Below are 20,220 nucleotides of genomic sequence, written 5' to 3'. Positions count from 1 at the left end.
GGTCCGCCGACCTGTCTGCGTCAGACCCCGAAAATCTGCTCGATCCGCCGCCGCATCACGCCGGCATCGGCGTCCACGCCGGTCCAGTATTTGATGTTGATGACGCCCTGGTTGACCAGCATGCCGAGCCCGTCGAGCACCGTGCAGCCGCGCACCTCCGCCTCGCGCACCAGCCGGGTGCGCGGCGGGTTGGGGATGATGTCGGCCACGACCATGCCGGGCCTCAGCGACGCCGGATCGAGGTCGAGCCGCGCATCGACGTCCGGGTAGAGCCCAATCGAGGTGGCGTTGACGACGATGTCGGTGTTTTCCGGCACCGCGTAGTTCGTGGTCCACGGCGCATAGGCGACGTTCGCGGGCGTGCGCTCACCGACCAGCCCTGCCAGTTCCTCGCCACGCGTCCGGCCGCGGTTGACCACCGTGATCGAGCGGGCGCCGGCCAGCGCCAGTTCCACGCAGATGGCGCGCGCCGCGCCGCCGGCGCCAAAAATGACCACGTTCCTGCCGGCCGGGTCGACAACCTCCCGCAGTGACTTCAAAAATCCTTTTCCGTCGGTGTTCTCGCCGATCAGCTTGCCGTCGCGCAGCACCGTGCAGTTGACGGCCCGCATGATCGCCGCCGATTCGCCGAGCCCGTCGAGATGCTCGATGACAGTCACCTTGTGCGGCAGCGAGCAGTTGAAGCCCGCCCAGCCCATGGCGCGTGCGCCACGCACGGCGTCGCCGAGTTTTTCCGGCGGCACCTCGCAATTGATGTAGCGGGCATCGACGCGGTGATGAGCGTAGGCCGCGTCCATCATCGCCACCGTCGGGTTTTCCGCCGCCGGCATGGCGAAGGATCCCGTGATCAGGCTCAGGAAATTCATCCGTCCTCCAGCCAGCGCCGCAGCGAACAGCCCGTCGTGCCATATCGAAGCCATGCTATCCGAGAACTTGGCATTCGCAAGCCGGCGCCGTTGCGGACCGAGCCGGTAACCATCGCAAAAATTGACGCTGGCGTTCCGGGCGGCGACACGGTTTGCTAAGGTCGTGCGCAGTCCGCCGACGCGCGGCGCACCTGGCCGGATCGAGGGGATGTCATGAGGAACCACGCAGCACGTCTGACCATCGCGGGGGCTTTGGCGATCGGTGCGCTGACGCAGGCGAATGCCGAGCCGCTGAAGACCATGGACGAGGTCGGCGCCGCGTTGCAGGCGTGCTGGACGCCGCCGCCCGGCAGCGGCGATTCGTCGGTGACGCTGAGCTTCAGCTTCAGGCGCGACGGCACGCTGATCGGCCCGCCGCGCCCCTCGGCGATCAACGTCGCGGGTGACGAGGCGGCGCGAAAGCAGTTCGTCGACGCGGCCACCGCCGCACTCGAGGCCTGCCTGCCGCTCGAGTTTTCGCCGGCAATCGCCGATGGCATCGCCGGCACCGTCTTCACCATGCCGTTCGGCTCGACGCCGGCCGATCCCACCGCCGAACCGGGCTGAGCCGACCCGGCCCACGCAGCGCTCACGAACAGTCCGCCGCTTCCCTGCCCTGCGGCGTCTATGACGTTTCCGGCGACCGCCGTGGCGCAGCCGAAGAACAGCCGCTTGTATTCGACCTCCAGCCCTTCCTCGCGCAGCGTCTGGGCCAGGCACGAGAACCCCGGCATCTCCAATCATCGACAGTCTTGCGTCACACTACCGACCGGTTCATCCTTGCCGCCGAGGGAATTACTTGGATGTGGCCCGCCCGCAACTGCAAGGGAGATGATCCATGCCCACCATGACGCAATTCTCGCCCGGCAATCCGGAGACGTTGTTTACCAGCGTCACCACCCGCTCCAACCAGACGACTTTTGCAGGAGACTCCACTTACTTCAGCTACGGGCCCGGCATCTTCTCCGTATCGGGTGTGCATCTGGATGTGGTCGGAGTCGGCCTGAGCGGATACTATGACGACGAAGAATGGTATCCTTTCAATTCCGGCACCGTCACCGGCTATCGGATCGTCACCGCCGACGGTTATCCGTTGGTCGAGATCAGCGGGCTCAACCAGTCGGTCAACGACTTCTACAGCCTCTTCGTCAGTGGCAATGCGGCGACGCTGCGCACCTTCATCGAGGGTCAGGCATGGACCTTCAACGGTAGTGCGGCGGCCGACTCGCTCACCGGCGGGCTGTCGGCGGACACGCTCAACGGCAACTCCGGCAATGACAGCCTCTTCGGCCTTGCCGGCAACGACGACCTGTTCGGCGATGCCGGCAACGACACGCTCGTCGGCGGCGCCGGCGCGGATTTCCTCGCGGGCGGCACCGGCACCGACACGGCCTCCTACGCGACGGCCACCCAGGGCGTCGTCGCAAGCTTCGGCAATCCTTCGATAAATACCGGCGATGCGGCAGGCGACACATACGAATCCGTGGAGCGTCTGGTCGGATCGAGCTACAACGACTCGCTCTTTGGCTCCCACGCGACCAACGACGTCATTTCCGGTGGCGTGGGGGCGGACGTCCTCAAAGGTTACCGTGGCAACGACACACTCTACGGCAACAACGGTGCCGACGCGTTCGTCTTCAACTCGGCCCTGAGCGCATCCACCAATGTCGACACAATCAAGGATTTCGGCGGCCCCGACACGATCCAGCTCGACAACGCCTATTTCACCGCGCTCACCGCCACCGGCGTGCTGGCGACCGAACTGTTCAAGAATCTCAATGTCGCCGCCGTGGATGCCGACGACCGCATCCTTTACGATCAGGACACGGGCAGCCTTTATTACGACAGCAACGGCTCGGGCTCGGGCGGACGTGTGCTGTTTGCCCATATCGACAACGGCTTCATCATGACTGCCGGGGATTTTGTGGTGATCTGAGAACGGCCCGTCAGCCGACGGTCACGTCGCTTGACTGAGCTGCGACGACGCTGCCCTGATCCTGATCCGCGTGATCCGGTTCTTCTCGCGTTTCATCACCACGAAGCGCATGCCGTGGAAGGTAAAGGACTGCTTTTCCTCGGGGATCGACTGCGTCTCGTGGATGACCAGCCCGGCGATCGTCACCGCCTCGTCGTCAGGCAGGCTCCAGCCCAGCGCACGATTGAGCTCGCGGATCGGCACCGAGCCGTCGACTACCACGGAGCCGTCCGCCTCCTGCTTGACGCCCTGCACGTCGATGTCGTGCTCGTCGGCGATGTCGCCGACAATCACCTCGATGATGTCCTCCAGCGTTACCAGCCCTTCCACCTCGCCATATTCGTCGACGACGATGGCGAAATGGCTTTTTCGGCGCAGGAAGGCGTTGAGCTGGTCCGGAAGCGCAGTGGTGTCCGGCACGAACCAGGGTTTTGCCGAAAGCTTCATCACATCGAGTTGCGCGGCGTCGCCGCCTGCCTCGCTGAGGGCGCGCAAAAGATCCTTGGCGTGGACGACGCCGACGATGTTGTCGAGCGAGCCGCGCCACAGCGGCATGCGGGTGTGCGGGCTCTGAATGATCTCGCGCACGATCTGATCGGCGGGCAGGTCGGCATTGATCGAGCGCATGTCGGTGCGGTGAACCATCACGTCCGACACTTCCAGCTCCTGCAGGTCGCGCAGCGCGTCCATGCGCGCCCGGTCCTGCTTGGCTGCCTCGGCTTCGCGATGTGCCTCCTCCCCGGCGGCCACAGGCTCTTCCGGCGGGGGCGGCGGCTCCGGCTCGCGCCGGCTGACGACCGATGCCAGCAGCTTTCGCAGAAGCCAGAACGCCGCGACGAGAACGAACGCGCCGCCCGCCCCGATCAGGATTCCGGCCAGCAGCTTCGGCTCGTTCATCCCCGCAGTTGCTCCTTGAGGAAGGACAGGACTTCGGAGGCCGGCACGTCCTTTGCGATGAAGGACTTCCCGACGCCATGCGTCAGGATGAAGGTCAGTGCGCCGCGCGACACCTTCTTGTCCTGCGCGATATAGGCGAGCAGGCCGTCGGCGTCCGGCATGTCGCCCGGAATGTCGGAGATGCGCCAGGGCAGCCCGACGGCCTTGAGATGTGCCTCGACACGCGCCGCGTCGTCCGGGCTGGCCAGGTTCATGCGCGCCGAAAACCGGTGCGCCAGCGCCATGCCGATGGCCACCCCTTCGCCATGCACCAGCCTTGCGCCGTCATAGGCGGTCGCCGCCTCCAGCGCGTGGCCAAAAGTGTGGCCGAGATTGAGCAGCGCCCGGTCGCCGGTCTCGAACTCGTCGCGCGCCACCACGTCAGCCTTGGCGCGGCAGGATTCGGCGATGGCATGGGTGCGCGCCGGGCCGCCGGCAAACACGTCGCGCCAGTTCTTTTCCAGCCACGCGAAGAAGCCAGGCCGGTCGATCAGCCCATATTTGGCGACCTCGGCGTAACCGGCGCGGAATTCGCGCTTGGGCAGCGTGTCGAGCACGCCGGTATCGGCCAGCACCAGTTTCGGCTGCATGAACACGCCGACGAGATTTTTCCCCCGCGCCGTGTTGATGCCGGTCTTGCCGCCGACGGAAGAATCGACCTGCGCCAGCAGCGAGGTCGGCGCCTGCACGAAATTCATGCCGCGCCGCACGATGCCGGCCGCGAAGCCGGAAAGGTCGCCGATCACCCCGCCGCCCAGCGCGACGACCACGTCGCCACGCTCCAGCCGCGCCTCCAGCACGTGATCGACGACGTCCTGCAAAGCGGCAAAGCTCTTGGTCTTCTCGCCCGGTGGCAGCACCACCGGCGTCGCCTTGATGCCCGCCGCCTCCAGGCTGGCGGCCATGCGATCGAGATGGCGCGCGGCGAGGTTCTCGTCGGTCACGATTGCCGCGCGGACGCGCGGCAGGCGGGCGGCGATCTCGGCGCCTGCTCGATCCAGCAAGCCGGAGCCGATCAATATGTCGTAGCCGCGCTCGCCCAGCGCGACCTTCACCGTCTCGATATTTTCCGTCATTGCGCCTGCCCTTGCCCGAGATGGCCCATCAGTGCGTCCAGCACCTCGCCGACGATCACCTCCTTGCGTTCGTCGCGGGTGTAGACCGTCACATTGGCCTCGGCATAGACCGGGTATCGCTCGTCCATCAGCCGTCCCAGCGTCGCCTTCGGGTCCTCGGTCTTGAGCAGCGGCCGGTTCTGCTTCTTGGCCACCCGCGCGAACAGCACGTCGAGATCGGCCTTCAGCCAGATCGACACGGCCTGGGCCGCGATCAGCCCGCGCGTCTGCGCGTTCATGAACGCACCCCCGCCGGTCGACAGCACCTGCGGCCCGCTCTCCAGCACGCGCTGGATCACTCGTTGCTCCAGGGCCCGGAACTCCGGCTCGCCGTAGCGCTCGAACAGTTCCGGTATCGTCATCGTCGACACCTGCTCGATCTCCTGGTCGCTGTCGATGAACGGCAGGTCGAGCAGTGTCGCGATCCTGCGGCCGATCGCCGTCTTGCCTGCACCCATCAGTCCGACGAACACGATCGACCGACCGCCCAGCCGGCCGAGCACGTCGCGCCTGCGGTCGCCGTCCAATGTGGCCGCCTCTGTTTCCATCAAGCTCCCCGGTGGTTCCGGGGCGTTACGACATGAATGTCCTGTGGCGTCAAGCGCGGGCGATTTCGGGTCACGCCAGCGTCAAGCCAACAGCCGTTCGCATCGGCGGAAACTGGCGCTCTGGGCATGAAAACGGCTCCGAAAATGGCCGTCCGCGAATGCCGCGGCGGACCGGTCAGCTTGCGGGGACCGTAACGCCTTGTTCTGGATATCTTTTCCGGACTTCACACAAGCGCGCGGCCTCGTCGCCGGCGCCACGTCACCTCGGCGACGCCGGCCTCAAGTATCTGCATATACTATGTTTTGAGGCTGGAGACGGCCTTGGCCGCCGCGCCGCTCGACCAGGATCGCTCCCCCACCGCCGCGCCCTCACGCCGCCAGCGAGGTCTCCGCCAGCTTCACCCAATAACTCACGCCGTGGGGGATGACCTCGTCGTTGAAATCGTAGGCCGGGTGGTGGAGGTTGGCGCTCTCGCCATTGCCGATGAAGATGAAGGCGCCGGGGCGGGCCTCCAGCATGTAGGAGAAATCCTCGCCACCCATTAGCGGCTGCACCGCCCGGTGCACCTGCGTCTCGCCGGCGATCGTGGTCGCGATGTCGCCCGCGAACACCGTCTGCTCGGGATCGTTGACGGTCACCGGATAGTTGGCGTCGAAGTCGAAATGGATCGAGGCGGCGAAAGTGGCGGCAATGCCCTCGCAGATCGCCTGCATGCGCTCACGCGTATTGGCCGCCACCTCCTTGCGCAAGGTGCGCACCGTGCCGGCGATCTCCACTTGCTCGGGAATGACGTTATAGGCGTCGCCGCCGTGGAACTTCGTCACCGTCACCACCACCGAATCGACCGGGTCGGTCGAGCGCGAGGCCACCGTCTGCAGCGCCACGACAAGATGGCTTCCCACGACGACCGGGTCGATGGTGCGGTGCGGCTGCGCGGCATGGCCGCCGCGTCCCTTGACGGTGATGGTGAACTCCGCCGTCGCCGCCATGATCGGGCCGGGGCGGATGGCGAAATGGCCGAGCGGCAGGCCGGGCATGTTGTGCATGCCGTAGACCTTCTGGATGCCGAAACGGTCCATCATGCCGTCTTTGACCATGGCGAGCCCTCCGGCGCCGCCTTCCTCCGCCGGTTGGAAGATGACCGCCACCGCGCCGGCGAAATTGCGGGTCTCGGCGAGATACTTGGCAGCGCCGAGCAGCATGGCGGTGTGGCCGTCATGGCCGCAGGCATGCATCTTGCCAGGGTTCTTCGAGGCATAGGGTTTGCCGGTGATCTCGCGGATCGGCAGTGCGTCCATGTCGGCGCGCAGGCCGACCACGCCGCCGTCGCCCAGCCGGCCCTTGATCAGGCCGACTACGCCGGTACGGCCGATGCCCGGCACCACCTCGTCGCAGCCGAACTCCTTCAGCTTCTGTTCGACGAAGCGCGCGGTCTCGATCACGTCATATTGAAGTTCCGGGTTCTGGTGGATGTGCCGTCGCCAGCCGGCGATTTCGTCCTGCATCTCGGCGGCGCGATTGAGTATCGGCATATCAAAAATTCCATTCCGCTCGTTTGCCTACGGGACCGCGTGTTGCGGCCGCCATGCAGGCTCTGCCATTTTGACGTCACATAGGCTAAATAGGCCCTACCGGCGAAGCAGTTCCACGAACTGCGCCCTTGCCGGCGTGCGCGACGCGACGGCGCAAGCTTATTGATCCATGCTCGACCACGGCAAGAGGCTTTATTCGAAACGATGATCCGGCGTTCACTTATCCTCTCCGCCCTGATCGCCGCGACGGCCCTGCATGCCGCGCCGGCCGCCGCCAATCCGTCGATCGTGTTCGACGTGGCCACCAGCCGGGTGATCGAGAGCGACGATCCGTTCCAGCGCTGGTATCCGGCCTCGCTCAGCAAGCTGATGACCACCTATGTCGTGTTCCGCGCCATCCAGGCGGGCGAGGTGACGTTCTCGTCGCCGGTGCGCATCTCCAAGGCCGCTTCGCAACTGCCGCCCAGCAAGATGGGCTACCCGCCCGGCTCGGTGCTGACGCTCGACAATGCGCTGAAGATCATCATGGTGAAGTCCGCCAACGATGTCGCAAGGTCGATCGGCGAGAGCATTGCCGGCTCGCAGGCTGCCTTCGCCGCCCGCATGAACGCCGAATCGACGCGCCTCGGCATGAGCGATTCGCACTGGGTCAACCAGCACGGGCTGCATGACGAGGGCCAGTACACCTCGGTGCGCGACCTCGCCATCCTGTCGGACGCGTTGCGCCGGGAGTTTCCGCAATATGCCGACTATTTTTCGATCGAGGGGCTGCTCGCCGACGGCAAGGAAATGCCCAGCCACAACAACCTGCTCGCCCGCTACGACGGCGCCGACGGCATGAAGACGGGCTACACCTGTCCCGCAGGCTTCAACCTCGCCGCTTCGGCGACGCGCAACGGCCGCACGCTGATGGCGATCGTCGTCGGCGGCGAGACCGTCGAGGCGCGCGACGAGAAGGCGGCCGAACTCTTGTCGCGCGGTTTCGCCTCCGCGCCGGGCGCCGGCCCGACCATCGCCGAACTGAAGCGGACGGAAACCGGGGCGAACGTGCCGGTCAACATGTTCGAGCAGCTTTGCTCGAAAGAGGTGCGCGCGGCGCGTGCAAAAAAATACAAGGAGCTCGTGGCCGCGGTTAAGGCCGGCAAGGCAGTGATGCCGCAGCCGATCTACTCCGCCGATCTTTCGCGCCCGCGCCGTCTCGTGCCGATCCAGCTCGGCGGCGCGCAGGGGCCGGCGGCCAAGGCGATGGCCTCGGCGGAGGCGGCCGACGTGCCGATCCCGACCTGGCGGCCCGACATGCCGGTGCCGGGCCTGCGTACGGCGCAGCAGGGCGACGCCGACATGGCCTCGCAATAGGCGTGTCGCCACTTCCGATGGAATTCGAACTGCCGCAGGCTTTTCCGTGACCGATTTTCCCATTCCCGTCTCGGTGCTGACCGGCTTTCTCGGCGCCGGCAAAACGACCTTGCTCAACCGGCTGCTGAAGGATCCGGCGCTGAAGGACACCGCCGTCATCGTCAACGAGTTCGGCGACGTGGCGATCGACCATCTGCTGGTCGACCAGGCCTCCGACGGGGTGATCGAGCTTTCCGACGGCTGCCTGTGCTGCACGGTGCGCGGCGAGCTGGTCGACACGCTGGCCGACCTGATCGACCGGGTGCAGACCGGGCGCATCCAGAACCTGGCGCGCGTCGTCATCGAGACCACCGGGCTGGCCGACCCCGCGCCGGTGCTGCAGTCGCTGATGGCGCATCCGGTGCTGGTCCAGGCATTCCGGCTGGACGGGGTGATCACCCTGGTCGACGCGGTCAACGGCGCGGCGACGCTCGACAGTCACGTCGAGGCGGTGAAGCAGGCGGCGGTCGCCGACCGGCTGGTGGTCAGCAAGGGCGATCTCACCGACGCCGCGGAGTTGGAGGCGCTGAAGCGTCGCCTGCGGCAGCTCAACCCCGGCGCGGCGATCCTCGACGTGCGCGACGTCGGCGCGGCGTCCATTCTGGCCTGCGGCCTGTACGATCCCGCGACCAAGACGGCCGACGTGCGCCGCTGGCTGGGCGAGGCCGCCGATCACGAGCGCCATCATGCCCACGCCCATCATCATCACCACGGCCATGGCGAGCACGGCGACGCGCACCATGATCATGATCATGGCCACCACGATCTCGATCACCACCATGCTCATGACGAGCGCATAAGATCCTTCTCGCTGGTGCATGACGGGCCAGTGCCCTACGCCGCGGTGGAGATGTTCCTCGACCTGCTGTTGTCGGTCCACGGCGAAAAGCTCTTGCGCATGAAGGGCATCATCGAATTGCGCGAGGACCCGTCGCGGCCTCTGGTGATCCACGGCGTGCAGCGCACGCTGCATCCGCCGGCGCGGCTGCCGGCTTGGCCGGAAGGCGCGCGCGGCGTGCGGCTGGTGCTGATCACGCTCGACATGCCGGAGGACTATGTGCGCAGGCTGTTTTCCATCATCACCGCCAAACCGTCGATCGACACGCCCGACCGCGCGGCGCTTCGGGACAATCCGCTCGGCATACCGGGGTTCATGCGGTAGCGGGCACCAGCCGCGCCCTTGCGCCTCGGCTGCCGTGCGGCAATAACGGGCGGGGACCAACGGGACCGAGTCGCTTGATGCCGACCCTCTTCCGGTTTCTGACGACGCTGGGCATCGTCGTCGTGCTCGCCTACGCGGCGATGTTCGCGCTCGCCACCTTCGTGAAGCCGCGCCAGACCGAGATGATCGTCGACGTTCCGATCGGGGACAGGATCGCAAAGCCCTCGCCATGAGAGACTCCGTCCGCATCGATGCCTTTCTCGAAATGATGAGCGCCGAGCGCGGCGCCGCCGGCAACACGCTCGCCAGCTATCGCCGCGATCTTGACGATGCGTCCGAACAGATCGGCGGTCTCGGCAATGCCGGCCCGGCCGAACTCAGGGCCTATCTCGGCGACCTCGCCTCGCGCGGCTTCGCCGCCACCTCGCAGGCGCGAAAACTGTCGGCGCTGCGCCAGTTCTACAAGTTCCTCTACAGCGAGGGGCTGAGGCCCGACGACCCGACCGGCACACTGGACGCGCCGCGAAAAGACCGGCCGCTGCCGAAGACGATGAGCGAGGCCGAGACCGGCCGCCTGCTCGACCGGGCAGCAGCCGAAGCCGCCGAAAAACCGGACGATCACGCCGCCCTGCGCATGCATGCGCTGGTCGAAGTGCTCTACGCCACCGGCCTGCGCGTTTCCGAACTGGTCGGCCTGCCTTTGTCTGTAGCGCTGCGCGACGAGCGGTTTTTTGTCGTCACCGGCAAGGGTAACAAGGAACGCATGGTCCCGCTGTCGCCGAAAGCGCGCGCGGCGATGCGCGCCTGGCAGGCGGCGCGGTCAAAGGCGCCGGCCTTTGCCGAAAGTTCCTTCCTGTTCCCCGCGGCCTCCGACACTGGCTTTCTGCCGCGCCAGGTGTTTGCCCGCGACTTGAAGGCGCTGGCGGCCAGGGCGGGCATCGCGGCGGCAAAGATTTCGCCGCATGTCATCCGCCATGCCTTCGCCAGCCATCTGCTCCAGAACGGCGCCGACCTGCGCGCCGTGCAGCAACTGCTCGGCCACGCCGACATCTCGACCACCCAAATCTACACCCATGTGCTGGAGGAAAGGCTGGTGCGCCTGGTCAACGACCATCACCCGCTTGCCGATGCGGCGCGCTGACGGTATGTGGAGGCGGATTTTAGCGGCTTGCCGGCCGCCAGCCCCGTTCACCGGCCCAAGTCGACGGGCTCGCACGTCCGAGAGCGCATGTACAATTATCTCGATTTCGAAAAACCGGTTGCCGATCTCGAAGGCAAAATCATCGAACTGAAAAAACTCGCCGAGAATGGCGAGGCGGTCGATGTCGCCGAGGAGATCGGCAGGCTGGAGAAGCGCTCCAGGGACGCGCTGCGCGAGGTGTACAAGGCGCTGACCCCCTGGCAGAAGGTGCAGGTGGCCCGCCATCCGGACCGGCCTCACTGCCTCAACTACCTGGATAGGCTGATCGCGGACTTCACGCCGCTGGCCGGCGACCGCGCCTTCGGCGACGACCATGCAATCATCGCCGGCTTCGGCCGCTTCCGCGGCGAGCCGATCGCCGTGGTCGGGCAGGAAAAGGGTTCCGACACCAAGAGCCGGCTGAAGCACAATTTCGGCTCGCCGCGCCCGGAGGGCTACCGCAAGGCGGTGCGGGTGATGGAACTTGCCGACCGCTTCCAGATCCCGGTCCTGACGCTGGTCGACACCGCCGGCGCCTATCCCGGCGTCGAGGCCGAGGAACGCGGCCAGGCGGAGGCCATCGCCCGCTCGACCTCCGCCTGCCTGGCGCTGAAGGTGCCGTCGGTCTCGGTAGTGATCGGCGAGGGCGGCTCCGGCGGGGCCATAGCCATCGCCACCGCCAACCGCGTCTACATGCTGGAGCACGCCATCTATTCCGTGATCTCGCCTGAGGGTGCGGCCTCGATCCTGTGGCGCGACACGACGCGCTCGCGCGACGCCGCGACCTCGATGAAGATCACCGCGCAGGACCTGCTCGACATGAAGATCATCGACGGCATCGTGCCCGAGCCGGTCGGCGGCGCCCATCGGTCGCCGGAAACGGTGATCGACGCGGCGGGCGACACCATAGCCAAGGCGCTGACCGATCTCGCCGGATCGAACATGGATCTGCGCGAGCAGCGGCGTGAAAAATACCTGGCGATCGGCCGCAACTTCTGAGCGCGCCCGAGCCGGTGCCGCTACTTGCATCGCCGCCCGCTTTTTGCCACAAATTCGCCGCCTCGTTCGCTTCAATGGGCGGGTGGCGGGACAATCGGTTAAACCTTGCGGTAATCAATTTTCAAGGTTAACCGATCTATGGTCCGCTGGATGCCGGCCTGTTCGCACTTGCCGGCGAGTGAGACTGGACAGACACCGATACGCATGCCGATGACCGCACGACTGCTCCGCGCCGGACTGATCGCCCTCGCTCTTGGCGTTGCCGGCTGCACTGAATCGACGCTCGAAGTGAGCGGATCGAGCGGCAACGCCAATGCGCCGCTGCCGCAGAAGATCGTCCAGGTGATGGCGTCCAAGAGCATGGCGCGCGGCTCGCCGATCGTCGCGCGCGTCTTCAAGGAAGAGAACAAGGTCGAGATCTGGAAGCAGAAGACCAACGGCCGCTACGACCTGCTGGCGTCCTATGAGATCTGCAAGATGTCGGGAAAGCTCGGGCCGAAATTCATCGAGGGCGACCGCCAGTCGCCCGAAGGGTTCTATACCGTGCGCCCGCATCAGATGAACCCGAACTCGAGATATCACCTGGCCTTCAACATCGGCTATCCCAATGCCTACGACCGCATTCACGGCCGCACAGGCTCTAACCTGATGGTGCACGGCGCCTGCTCGTCGTCAGGCTGCTTTTCGATGAACAATTCGCAGATGACGGAAATCTACGCCATCGCGCGGGAATCCTTCAAAGGCGGCCAGACCGAGTTCCAGATCCAGTCCTTCCCTTTCCGCATGACCGCCGCCAACATGGCGCGCTACCGTGACGATCCGAACTACACCTTCTGGAAGAACCTGAAGGAAGGCTACGACTATTTCGAGATCACCAAGACCCCGCCCAAGGTCGACGTCTGCGAGAAGCGTTATGTCTTCAACGCTGCGGCCCCTGGCCAGTCATTGACGGCGAGCGGCGCCTGCCCGGCGGTCGCCCAGCCCGATTCGCTGAGGATGGCGTACCAGACCTACCAGACCAGCTATGACGCAGCGTTCAGCCACGCCATGAGCGCGAGCGACAAGCAGCCGCCGAAACCGGCCATTCTCGGCATCCAGGAAGCCAAGCTGGTGTCGGACTGGACCAAGCGGCGGGCGCGCGGCGAACGCGTCACCGTGGAGCCGCCGTCGATGACGGCGACCGGGTCGATCGTGCAGACCAGCCGCATGGGCCGTATCGATTCGCCTGCCGGGCGCAAGATGGCGGCGCTGGACGCCGCCGAGGCCGAGAAGAAGCGCATCGCCGAGGAAAAGGCCGCGGCCAAGCGCCAGGCCGAGCAGGAGAAGGCGGCGGCCAAGGCCGCCGAACTTGCCGCCGCCGAGGCCGCCAAGAACCCGCCGCCTCCGCCGCCGGTCGAGGCGGTCGTGGCCGCGCCCGAAGAGAAGCCCGGTCTCCTCGGCCGCGTGGGCAAGCGCATCACCAACATGTTCGGCAGTTGAGGCCGGGTCGTACCGCGGGCGTGACCGGCGTGTGAAACACGGCGATCCGAGGTTTGCGATCTCAAGGGCCTCAAGCGCGAAGACGAGAGCCGCTGGCCTCAACCTTTCCAGGTCAATACTCTTCCCGCCTCGAAGAAACCGACCCACGGATCGGCCGCCTTCAGCGCCCTCTCCAGCGCCTTGTTGCCGATGGCAAAATGGTCAGGCGTCAGCCCGTCGAGCATGTCCCACGGAACTGGCACGGAGACCGTTGCGTCAGGCTTGCCGCGCGCCGAGAAGGGGGCGACCGTGGTCGAGCCACGACCGTTGCGCAGATAGTCGATGAAGATGCGGCCCGTCCGGGCCTTCTTCGACAGGGTCGAGGTGTATTTGTCCGGCTCGCTTTCCGCCATGGCCTGGGCGAAGTCGTGGGCAAAACCTTTCACCGCCGCCCAGTCGGCCTTGGGCTTCAGGGGCACGACCACGTGAAATCCCTTGCCGCCGGATGTTTTCAGAAAATTCGGCAGCTCTAGCTCGTCCAGCTTCCATTTCACCGCCCAGGTGGCCTTGCGCACGTCCTCGACGTCCAGCCCCTCGTCCGGATCGAGGTCGAAGACAACCTGGTCCGGCGTGTCGATCTTTTCGATGGTCGCACCCCAAATGTGGATCTCGACCACGCCGAACTGCACCAGCGCCGACAGCCCCTCGAAATCGCTGATGTAGAGCAGTTCCTCGCCGTCTTCGGGATCCTTCATCCTGCGGATCGACTCGTGCATGCCCTTTGAAGCGTGTTTCTGGAAGAAGCGCTGGCCCTCGACGCCATCGGGCGCGCGTACCAGGCTGAGCGGCCGGTCGACGACAAAACGCTGCATGCGCGGCCACACCGCCTCGTAGTGCTCGAGCAGGCCCTGCTTGGTCACGCCGGCCTTCGGCCACAGCAGCTTTTCCGGATGTGACAGCGTCACCGCGTCCTGCCTTCCTTTGCTGGCCTGTCTTCGGGCCTTGGCCTTCGTGCCGCCTGCCGGCGCCACGCCAGCCGCCGGTACTTCAGCCACCACTTCCTTGACCGGCTTGTCGTCGCGAAAACCCTGGAAGGAAGAGTGCCTTATGATGCCGTCTGTCGTCCAGCTTCGGAATTCGATCTCGGCGACGAGTTCGGGTTTCAGCCAGATTGCACCCTTCTGACCGGGCGGCGTCTTGTCGAAGGGCGAGGATTTTGCCTTCAGCCGGTCCATCCGCTGCTTCAACTCGTCGCCCATGCGGCTGGAAAAACCGGTGCCGACCCGGCCGGCGTAGCGCAGCTTGCCATTCTCGTTGTAGCCGACCAGCAGCGAGCGCACGCCACGTCCGGCGGCGTTCGAGGGTACATAGCCGACGATGACGAATTCCTGGCGGTTCGTGCATTTCGACTTGATCCAGTCGAGGCTGCGGCCGCTCTCATAAGGCGCGTCGGCGCGTTTCGAGACGACGCCCTCCAGCCCCATGCGGCAGGCATGGCGCAGCATGGTCTTGCCCGGCTCGACGAAATGTTCGCTGTAGCGCAGCGGCCCGTCGCTTTCGCCGATCAGCGCGCTGAGCCGCTCCTTGCGCTCGACCAGCGGCTCCTCGCGCAGATCCTGCCCGTCGAGGAAGAGCAGGTCGAACACGTAGAAGATCATCTTGTCGGTGTGCTTGCCCGACAGCGCGGCCTGCAGCGCCGAGAAGGAGGCGACACCTTTGTCGGCAAGCACGACGATCTCACCGTCGACGACAGCATTCTTGCAATCGAGCCCAGCCACGGCCTCGCTGATCGACTTGCCGAATTTTTGGGTCCAGTCGAGGCCCTTTCGGGTAAGCAGCTTCACCTTGCCGCCGTCGAGATGCGCCTGGATGCGGTAGCCGTCGAACTTCACCTCGTGCAGCCACTCGCCAGCATCCGGCGGCTCCCTGCGCAGCGTCGCCAGCATCGGCTCGACGAAATCCGGGGTTTCTGCCGCCGCCTTTTTCGCGGCGCCTTTGCCGGCCGCCTTCGAACGCTCGTTGGCCTTTGCCGGTTTGCGGTCGGCGCGCGCCGACCTGCCCTCGGCGACATCCTCGATGGTGCGCCCGGTTACCACCGACTGCGGCGCGTCCTGCAAAATGTCCTCGCCGGGGCGAGCGAAGGCGTCGTTGGACTTTATCAGCAGCCAGTTGTCCTTCTTCTCGCCTGGCCGGGGTTTTAGCCGCACGAGGTGCCATTCGCCGTTGAGCTTGTTGCCCTTCAGCGTGAAATCGATATGGCCCTTCTTCATGCCCCTGGCCGGATCGTGCGCCGGCATCCACTCGCCCTCGTCCCAGACGATGACGGCGCCGGCCCCATACTGGCCTTCCGGGATCACGCCCTCGAAACTGCCATAGTCGAGCGGATGGTCCTCGACATGCACCGCCAGCCGCTTTTCATGCGGGTCGGGGCTCGGGCCACGCGTCACCGCCCAGCTCCAAAGCACGCCGTCGTGCTCAAGACGCAGATCGTAGTGCAGCCGGGTTGCATCGTGCTTGTGGATGACGAATTTTCCGCCCCCGGCCCTCTCCGCCTTGCGGCGTTGTTCGCCCGAGGGCTCGCTGGTGATGCGAAAATCGCGCTTGGCGCGATAGGTCGAGAGGGGATCGTGCGCGGCCGGCATGCTTTACGCCCCCTCGCAACGAAGGATCGAGATTTTCGATAACGGCCGATGAAGCCCGTCATTCCCAACCTCGTGAGTGACCGCAGGGAGCGGAGAGTGTCGAGGATCCATGCCTCGGACTCGCCGCGACAAAGCCGTGGACGGAGACCGGTTCACTTGTGTTTACCCTTCGCCGAAGCGGTGCGCTTGGCCGGCGCCTTGCCGTCTCCGCCATTGTCGTCACCGCCGGCGAGGCTCTTCTTCAGCGCGTCGAACAGGTTGACGACGTTGGAAGGTTTCGGCGCGGCGGGCTTGGCCTTCGGCGGCTTGCGCCCCGCCTTCTTCGACTTGATCAACTCGAGCAGCGCTGTCTCATAGCGGTCCTCGAACGTGCTCGGATCGAACTTGCCCTTGTGGCGCTCGATGAAACGCTCGGCGAGCTCGATCATCTCCTCGTCCAGCTCGGGCTTCTTACCCTCCTCGAGCACGTCGCCGACGTGCCGCACCGTGCTGCCGTAGCGCAGCGTGGTCAACAGCATGCCGGCGCCGAACGGTTCGATCACCACCGGCCGCTCGCGGCGGTAGAGCACGATGCGCGCCAGCCCGGCCATCTTCTTCTTCGTCAGCGCCTCGCGGATGACGGAAAAGGCCTCTTCCGATACCTTGTCGGCCGGCGCCAGGTAATAGGGCGTGTCGAGGTAGATCTGATCGATGTCGCCCTTGCCGACGAAACCATCGAGGCTGAGCGTGTGCGAGGCCTCGATCTGGACGGCCTCGATATCCTCCTCCTCGATCAGCAGGTACTCGTCCGTGCCGGTCTCGTATCCTTTCACCTCATCCTTGTCGGCGAGCCGCTTGCCGCTCTCGGCATCGACATATTGCCGCTTCACCGTATTGCCGGTCTTGCGGTTGATCACCCGGAACGAAACCTTCTCGCTCTGCGTGGTGGCGTTCGACAGCTCGACCGCGCAAGTCACCAGCGAAAGCTTGAGGTATCCCCTCCAGGCGGGCCGCGGCGCCATTGTTCAGGTGTCCAGCCGCAGGTTCGACTTTTCCGGCGGCAGGAAGGCGCGCGCCGCCTCCATATCCTCCTCGCCGACGGCAGAGCCGCTGCGGTCCGCCAGCGCAGCGCGCATCTCCGGCGAGAACACCCCGCCGGCGATCGCGTCCTGCAAGGCCTCGCGGGCCTCCCGTTCCGCATTGGCCAGAGCCGACAAAGCGAGGATGAGGCGGTCGCGTTGGTCCATCGGGAAATTCCTGCATGACAACGGTCCGGCGCGCGGCCAGACCGCATACAACGCGTGGCGCTTGCGGCGGTTCCCTGAAAATGGCACGTGCCCGGCCAGTATCCGCCGCTAAGGAAACACCAGCATGACGCTATCGACCCATGCAACGCCGCTGGCCGGGGTGTCCGAGGCCGCCGTGCTGAAACTCAACAACGCGCATGCGGCGGAGCTTTCCTGGCTCGAGCCGCACGAGCTACGCCATCTGATCGCAGAAGCCTTTCACGCTGAGGCGATCGGCGATTGCGACGCCTTCATCATCGCCTTCGATCAGGACGCGGACTATTGGAGCCCCAATTTCAAATGGTTCCGCGACCGCTATCGGCGCTTCGTCTATGTCGATCGCGTGGCCGTCTCACCCACGGCGCGCGGCCGCGGTCTTGCGCGCGCGCTCTACGAAAGCCTGTTCCGCAAGGCCGCCGAGGCCGGCCACGCGGTCGTCACCTGCGAGGTCAATGCCGAGCCGCCCAACCCCGCTTCCGACGCCTTTCACGCCGCGCTCGGTTTCCTGCCGGTGGGCGAGGCTGCGATCCACGGCGGCGCGAAGACGGTTCGTTATTTTGCGCGCGACCTGTGATCCGGCGCCTGCCCTTCGGGACGACCTTTTCGCAAGGGATTCTTAACTTTAGTTGGTTCTAATGCGGTCTATTGACGGCTTCGGAACCATTTCCGGCCGCAGCGGTTCTTTCCCATGGCTTTCTTCACCGGCAACGGCAAAAATTTCGGATGGGCGGCGGCTTTCGTCGCGCTCGTCGTTTCTGCCGCCGCGATCTCGTCCGGCGCCGCTGCCCCCACCGACGAACGAACTGGCGTCCGGGCCGCGCTCGAAAAGGCCCCGATCCGTGCTCCGGCTGCGGATGGCGAGGACGTCGCCGAGCGCTTCGCCGATGCACCTTACGGCGTGGACCCGGTGGTCACCGGTCCGGTCAGCGCCTCCTTCAGGAAGCAGCGCGAGGCCGCCGGCTGCGACAAGGCCGTGTGGCCAAACGTGCCGGCTTCCTGCTACCCCGACTGATCCTCTCAGGTCAGTCCGCGCTTTTCCATCATGGCCTCGGCCGTCGGCATCTTTCCGCGGAACGCCATGTAAAGCTCTTCCGGATCCTTCGACCCGCCGGCGGCATAGATATTTTCGCGCAACTTTTCCGCCAGCACCGGGTTGAACGCGTCGCCGGTCTCCTCGAAGGCGGCGAAAGCGTCGGCGTCCAGCACTTCCGACCACATGTAGGAATAGTAGCCGGCTGAATATCCGTCACCGGCGAACACATGCTGGAAATGCGGCGTGCGGTGGCGCATGGCGATGGCGTCCGGCATCTCCAGTTCTTTCAGCGTCTCCGCCTCGAAGGCGAGCGGGTCGGCCGGCGCGTCGGGGCGGGCGTGATAGGCCATGTCGACCAGCGCGGAGGATGTGAACTCCACCGTCGCGAAGCCGGCCCCAAAAGTCTTAGCCGCCAGCATCTTGTCCAGGAGCGCCTTCGGCATCGGCGCTCCGGTCTTGTAGTGCAGCGCGTGCTTTTCCAGCACCGCCGGCACGGTCAGCCAGTGTTCGTAGAGTTGCGACGGCAACTCGACGAAGTCGCGGCTGACGGAAGTGCCCGACACCGACGGCCAGGTCACGTCCGTCAGCATGCCGTGCAGCGCATGGCCGAATTCGTGGAACAGCGTTTTTGCTTCGTCCAGCGACAGCAATGCCGGTTCGCCCTCCGGCGCCTTGGCGAAGTTCATGATGTTGTAGATGACCGGGCTTGAGCCCTTGCCAAGCTTGTAGCCGGATTTGAGCGCGCTCATCCAGGCGCCCGAGCGCTTCGACGGCCGCGCGAAATAGTCGGCGAGAAACAGGCCGAGCTGGCTGCCGTCCTTGCGCCTGATCGCGAAGGTGCGCACGTCGTCGTGCCAAGCCTTTATGCCCTTCTGCTCAACGAAAGAGAGGCCGAACAGTCTCCCGGCCACGTCGAAGCAGGCGTCGATGATGCGCTCCAGTTGCAGATACGGCTTCAGTTCCGCCTCGTCGAAGGCGAATTTTTCGGCGCGCAGCTTTTCCTGGTAAAAACGCCAGTCCCAGCCGGCGATGGTGTCGTTGCTGCCGGCGGCGGCCGCGATGCGCTGCAGCTCGGCCTGGTCCCCGGCCGCCTTCTCGCGCGCCTTCTGCCACACCGGATCGAGCAGGCCGTGGACGTTCTTCGGCGTCTTCGCCATCGTGTCGTCGAGTTTCAGCGCCGCGTAGCTCTCATAGCCGAGCAGCTTTGCCTTCTCCGCCCGCAGCGCCAGCGTTTTCGCCACCACCGCGCCGTTGTCGGTCTCGCCGCCGTTCTCGCCACGGCGGATGAAGGCCTTCCAAGCCTGCTCGCGCAGGTCGCGGCGGGCCGAGTAGCTGGTGAAAGGTTCGTAGATCGAGCGCGACAGCGTCACCGCGTACAAGCCCTTGCGGCCACGCGCCTCAGCCGCCTGCGCCATCGCGTCTCGCACGAAGGCCGGCAGTCCGTCGAGGTCGCTTTCCTCGAGGAAAAGCACCCAGTCCTTCTCGTCGGCCAGCACGTTCTGGCCGAATTTGGCGCCGAGCGAAGCAAGTTCCTCGTTGATATCTGCCAGGCGCTTCTTGCCCTGCGGATCGAGTTTTGCGCCGGCGCGCACGAAATTTTTCCAGGTCTTTTCCAGCACGCGCAGCGTCTCGGCATCGAGGCCGAGCTTTTCACGCTGCCCATAGAGCGCATCTATGCGCGCAAACAGCTTCGCGTTCATCGAGATCGCCGAAAAGTGCCGCGCCATTTTTGGTGCGATCTCGCGCTCCATCGCCTGGATCGCGTCGTTGGTGTGGGCGCCCGCCCGGCACCAGAAGATGGAGGAGACGCGGTCCAGCGCCTCGCCGCCAAGCTCCAGCGCGGCCAGCGTGTTTTCGACTGTCGCCGGCTCGGCATTGCCGGCGATGGCCTCGATCTCCGCCTCGTGCGCCTTCAGTGCCGCGTCGAACACCGGGCCGAAATCGCCGTCGGCGATCCGCGAAAAATCCGGCAGGCCGAGCGGCCCGGTCCAGTGCGTCAGCGGATGGTCATCGAGCGTCACAGCCGAAGTCATGGGTGAAATCTCCTGGATCGAAGCGCATTCGATGTAGGGCC

General features: G+C 65.5%; 19 protein-coding genes. 10 read left to right on the top strand and 9 right to left on the bottom strand.

Features of this window, described 5'->3' with window-relative positions; genetic code table 11:
* Window positions 1-20: 20 nt before the first annotated feature.
* A complete protein-coding gene (gene aroE / locus RB623_RS00955) occupies window positions 21-920 on the bottom strand; it encodes a shikimate dehydrogenase (RefSeq protein ID WP_308054863.1) in 900 nt (299 codons plus the stop codon).
* A gap of 159 nt (window positions 921-1,079) precedes the next feature.
* Between aroE and RB623_RS00950 the strand changes: the two genes are divergently transcribed.
* Together RB623_RS00950 and RB623_RS00945 are read left to right on the top strand one after the other, a co-directional pair.
* Window positions 1,080-1,472 carry a hypothetical protein gene (locus RB623_RS00950; RefSeq protein ID WP_308054862.1) on the top strand — a complete coding sequence of 131 codons (393 nt, stop codon included), beginning with the start codon at window positions 1,080-1,082 and terminating at the stop codon, window positions 1,470-1,472.
* A 271-nt stretch (window positions 1,473-1,743) separates the two neighbouring features.
* The gene (locus RB623_RS00945) at window positions 1,744-2,841 is read left to right on the top strand and encodes a calcium-binding protein (RefSeq protein WP_308054861.1); all 1,098 of its coding nucleotides are present in this window, start codon (window positions 1,744-1,746) and stop codon (window positions 2,839-2,841) included.
* Window positions 2,842-2,862: 21 nt separating this feature from the next.
* Here the strand turns inward: RB623_RS00945 and RB623_RS00940 are convergent, their stop codons facing one another.
* The 4 genes from RB623_RS00940 to RB623_RS00925 all read right to left on the bottom strand — a co-directional run bounded on the left by RB623_RS00940 (window position 2,863) and on the right by RB623_RS00925 (window position 7,012).
* Entirely contained in the window at window positions 2,863-3,777 is a 915-nt protein-coding gene (locus tag RB623_RS00940; protein WP_308054860.1) for a transporter associated domain-containing protein, read from the bottom strand.
* Window positions 3,774-4,892 (bottom strand): 3-dehydroquinate synthase, encoded by a 1,119-nt coding sequence (aroB, locus tag RB623_RS00935; RefSeq protein ID WP_308054859.1) that lies wholly within the window; start codon window positions 4,890-4,892, stop codon window positions 3,774-3,776. The genes RB623_RS00940 and aroB overlap by 4 nt, the downstream gene beginning before the upstream one ends.
* Window positions 4,889-5,479, bottom strand: coding sequence for a shikimate kinase (locus RB623_RS00930; RefSeq protein ID WP_308054858.1), 591 nt, complete (start codon window positions 5,477-5,479; stop codon window positions 4,889-4,891). The genes aroB and RB623_RS00930 overlap by 4 nt, the downstream gene beginning before the upstream one ends.
* Before the next feature lie 369 nt (window positions 5,480-5,848).
* A complete protein-coding gene (locus RB623_RS00925) occupies window positions 5,849-7,012 on the bottom strand; it encodes a M20 aminoacylase family protein (protein WP_308054857.1) in 1,164 nt (387 codons plus the stop codon).
* A 204-nt stretch (window positions 7,013-7,216) separates the two neighbouring features.
* Between RB623_RS00925 and RB623_RS00920 the strand changes: the two genes are divergently transcribed.
* The 6 genes from RB623_RS00920 (at window position 7,217) to RB623_RS00895 (ending at window position 13,227) form a co-directional block, all read left to right on the top strand.
* Window positions 7,217-8,368: a D-alanyl-D-alanine carboxypeptidase family protein gene (locus RB623_RS00920; RefSeq protein WP_308054856.1), complete on the top strand. Its 1,152-nt coding sequence runs from the start codon at window positions 7,217-7,219 to the stop codon at window positions 8,366-8,368.
* A gap of 46 nt (window positions 8,369-8,414) precedes the next feature.
* The gene (locus tag RB623_RS00915) at window positions 8,415-9,569 is read left to right on the top strand and encodes a GTP-binding protein (RefSeq protein ID WP_308054855.1); all 1,155 of its coding nucleotides are present in this window, start codon (window positions 8,415-8,417) and stop codon (window positions 9,567-9,569) included.
* A gap of 77 nt (window positions 9,570-9,646) precedes the next feature.
* On the top strand, window positions 9,647-9,802 hold the full coding sequence (locus RB623_RS00910; RefSeq protein ID WP_308054854.1) for a histidine kinase: 156 nt from the start codon (window positions 9,647-9,649) through the stop codon (window positions 9,800-9,802).
* Window positions 9,799-10,710: a site-specific tyrosine recombinase XerD gene (locus RB623_RS00905; protein WP_308054853.1), complete on the top strand. Its 912-nt coding sequence runs from the start codon at window positions 9,799-9,801 to the stop codon at window positions 10,708-10,710. The genes RB623_RS00910 and RB623_RS00905 overlap by 4 nt, the downstream gene beginning before the upstream one ends.
* Before the next feature lie 87 nt (window positions 10,711-10,797).
* The gene (locus RB623_RS00900; RefSeq protein ID WP_308054852.1) at window positions 10,798-11,748 is read left to right on the top strand and encodes an acetyl-CoA carboxylase carboxyltransferase subunit alpha; all 951 of its coding nucleotides are present in this window, start codon (window positions 10,798-10,800) and stop codon (window positions 11,746-11,748) included.
* A gap of 210 nt (window positions 11,749-11,958) precedes the next feature.
* Complete coding sequence (locus RB623_RS00895; RefSeq protein ID WP_308054851.1) at window positions 11,959-13,227, top strand: murein L,D-transpeptidase family protein; 1,269 nt, start codon at window positions 11,959-11,961, stop codon at window positions 13,225-13,227.
* 98 nt (window positions 13,228-13,325) lie between these two features.
* On the opposite strand, the gene ligD is transcribed toward RB623_RS00895, so the two are convergent.
* The 3 genes from ligD to RB623_RS00880 form a co-directional block, all read right to left on the bottom strand.
* Entirely contained in the window at window positions 13,326-15,848 is a 2,523-nt protein-coding gene (gene ligD, locus RB623_RS00890) for a DNA ligase D (RefSeq protein ID WP_308054850.1), read from the bottom strand.
* Window positions 15,849-16,000: 152 nt separating this feature from the next.
* Window positions 16,001-16,849, bottom strand: a complete 849-nt coding sequence (locus RB623_RS00885; protein ID WP_308054849.1) for a Ku protein — start codon at window positions 16,847-16,849, stop codon at window positions 16,001-16,003.
* 3 nt (window positions 16,850-16,852) lie between these two features.
* Window positions 16,853-17,074, bottom strand: a complete 222-nt coding sequence (locus tag RB623_RS00880; protein ID WP_308054848.1) for a hypothetical protein — start codon at window positions 17,072-17,074, stop codon at window positions 16,853-16,855.
* 124 nt (window positions 17,075-17,198) lie between these two features.
* Between RB623_RS00880 and RB623_RS00875 the strand changes: the two genes are divergently transcribed.
* Both RB623_RS00875 and RB623_RS00870 read left to right on the top strand, forming a co-directional pair.
* Window positions 17,199-17,687 (top strand): GNAT family N-acetyltransferase, encoded by a 489-nt coding sequence (locus RB623_RS00875; RefSeq protein ID WP_308054847.1) that lies wholly within the window; start codon window positions 17,199-17,201, stop codon window positions 17,685-17,687.
* Between the two features lie 114 nt (window positions 17,688-17,801).
* On the top strand, window positions 17,802-18,125 hold the full coding sequence (locus tag RB623_RS00870; RefSeq protein WP_308054846.1) for a hypothetical protein: 324 nt from the start codon (window positions 17,802-17,804) through the stop codon (window positions 18,123-18,125).
* 5 nt (window positions 18,126-18,130) lie between these two features.
* Here the strand turns inward: RB623_RS00870 and RB623_RS00865 are convergent, their stop codons facing one another.
* Window positions 18,131-20,179 (bottom strand): M3 family metallopeptidase, encoded by a 2,049-nt coding sequence (locus RB623_RS00865; protein ID WP_308054845.1) that lies wholly within the window; start codon window positions 20,177-20,179, stop codon window positions 18,131-18,133.
* Window positions 20,180-20,220 lie beyond the last annotated feature (41 nt).

This window comes from Mesorhizobium sp. LHD-90, assembly GCF_030929505.1.
GTDB lineage: Bacteria > Pseudomonadota > Alphaproteobacteria > Rhizobiales > Rhizobiaceae > Kumtagia.
The sequence above is the reverse complement of the archived record's forward strand: the minus strand, read 5'-3'. Positions and strand labels throughout refer to the sequence as shown.

Coding starts and splice junctions, on each gene's coding strand:
- RB623_RS00875 (WP_308054847.1), top strand. CDS start 17,199: ATGACGCTATCGACCCATGCAACGCCGCTGGCCGGGGTGTCCGAGGCC.
- RB623_RS00920 (WP_308054856.1), top strand. CDS start 7,217: ATGATCCGGCGTTCACTTATCCTCTCCGCCCTGATCGCCGCGACGGCC.
- aroB (WP_308054859.1), bottom strand. CDS start 4,892: ATGACGGAAAATATCGAGACGGTGAAGGTCGCGCTGGGCGAGCGCGGC.
- RB623_RS00895 (WP_308054851.1), top strand. CDS start 11,959: ATGACCGCACGACTGCTCCGCGCCGGACTGATCGCCCTCGCTCTTGGC.
- RB623_RS00905 (WP_308054853.1), top strand. CDS start 9,799: ATGAGAGACTCCGTCCGCATCGATGCCTTTCTCGAAATGATGAGCGCC.
- RB623_RS00900 (WP_308054852.1), top strand. CDS start 10,798: ATGTACAATTATCTCGATTTCGAAAAACCGGTTGCCGATCTCGAAGGC.
- RB623_RS00950 (WP_308054862.1), top strand. CDS start 1,080: ATGAGGAACCACGCAGCACGTCTGACCATCGCGGGGGCTTTGGCGATC.
- ligD (WP_308054850.1), bottom strand. CDS start 15,848: ATGCCGGCCGCGCACGATCCCCTCTCGACCTATCGCGCCAAGCGCGAT.
- RB623_RS00910 (WP_308054854.1), top strand. CDS start 9,647: ATGCCGACCCTCTTCCGGTTTCTGACGACGCTGGGCATCGTCGTCGTG.
- RB623_RS00885 (WP_308054849.1), bottom strand. CDS start 16,849: ATGGCGCCGCGGCCCGCCTGGAGGGGATACCTCAAGCTTTCGCTGGTG.
- RB623_RS00870 (WP_308054846.1), top strand. CDS start 17,802: ATGGCTTTCTTCACCGGCAACGGCAAAAATTTCGGATGGGCGGCGGCT.
- RB623_RS00945 (WP_308054861.1), top strand. CDS start 1,744: ATGCCCACCATGACGCAATTCTCGCCCGGCAATCCGGAGACGTTGTTT.
- RB623_RS00925 (WP_308054857.1), bottom strand. CDS start 7,012: ATGCCGATACTCAATCGCGCCGCCGAGATGCAGGACGAAATCGCCGGC.
- RB623_RS00865 (WP_308054845.1), bottom strand. CDS start 20,179: ATGACTTCGGCTGTGACGCTCGATGACCATCCGCTGACGCACTGGACC.
- RB623_RS00940 (WP_308054860.1), bottom strand. CDS start 3,777: ATGAACGAGCCGAAGCTGCTGGCCGGAATCCTGATCGGGGCGGGCGGC.
- RB623_RS00880 (WP_308054848.1), bottom strand. CDS start 17,074: ATGGACCAACGCGACCGCCTCATCCTCGCTTTGTCGGCTCTGGCCAAT.
- aroE (WP_308054863.1), bottom strand. CDS start 920: ATGGCTTCGATATGGCACGACGGGCTGTTCGCTGCGGCGCTGGCTGGA.
- RB623_RS00930 (WP_308054858.1), bottom strand. CDS start 5,479: ATGGAAACAGAGGCGGCCACATTGGACGGCGACCGCAGGCGCGACGTG.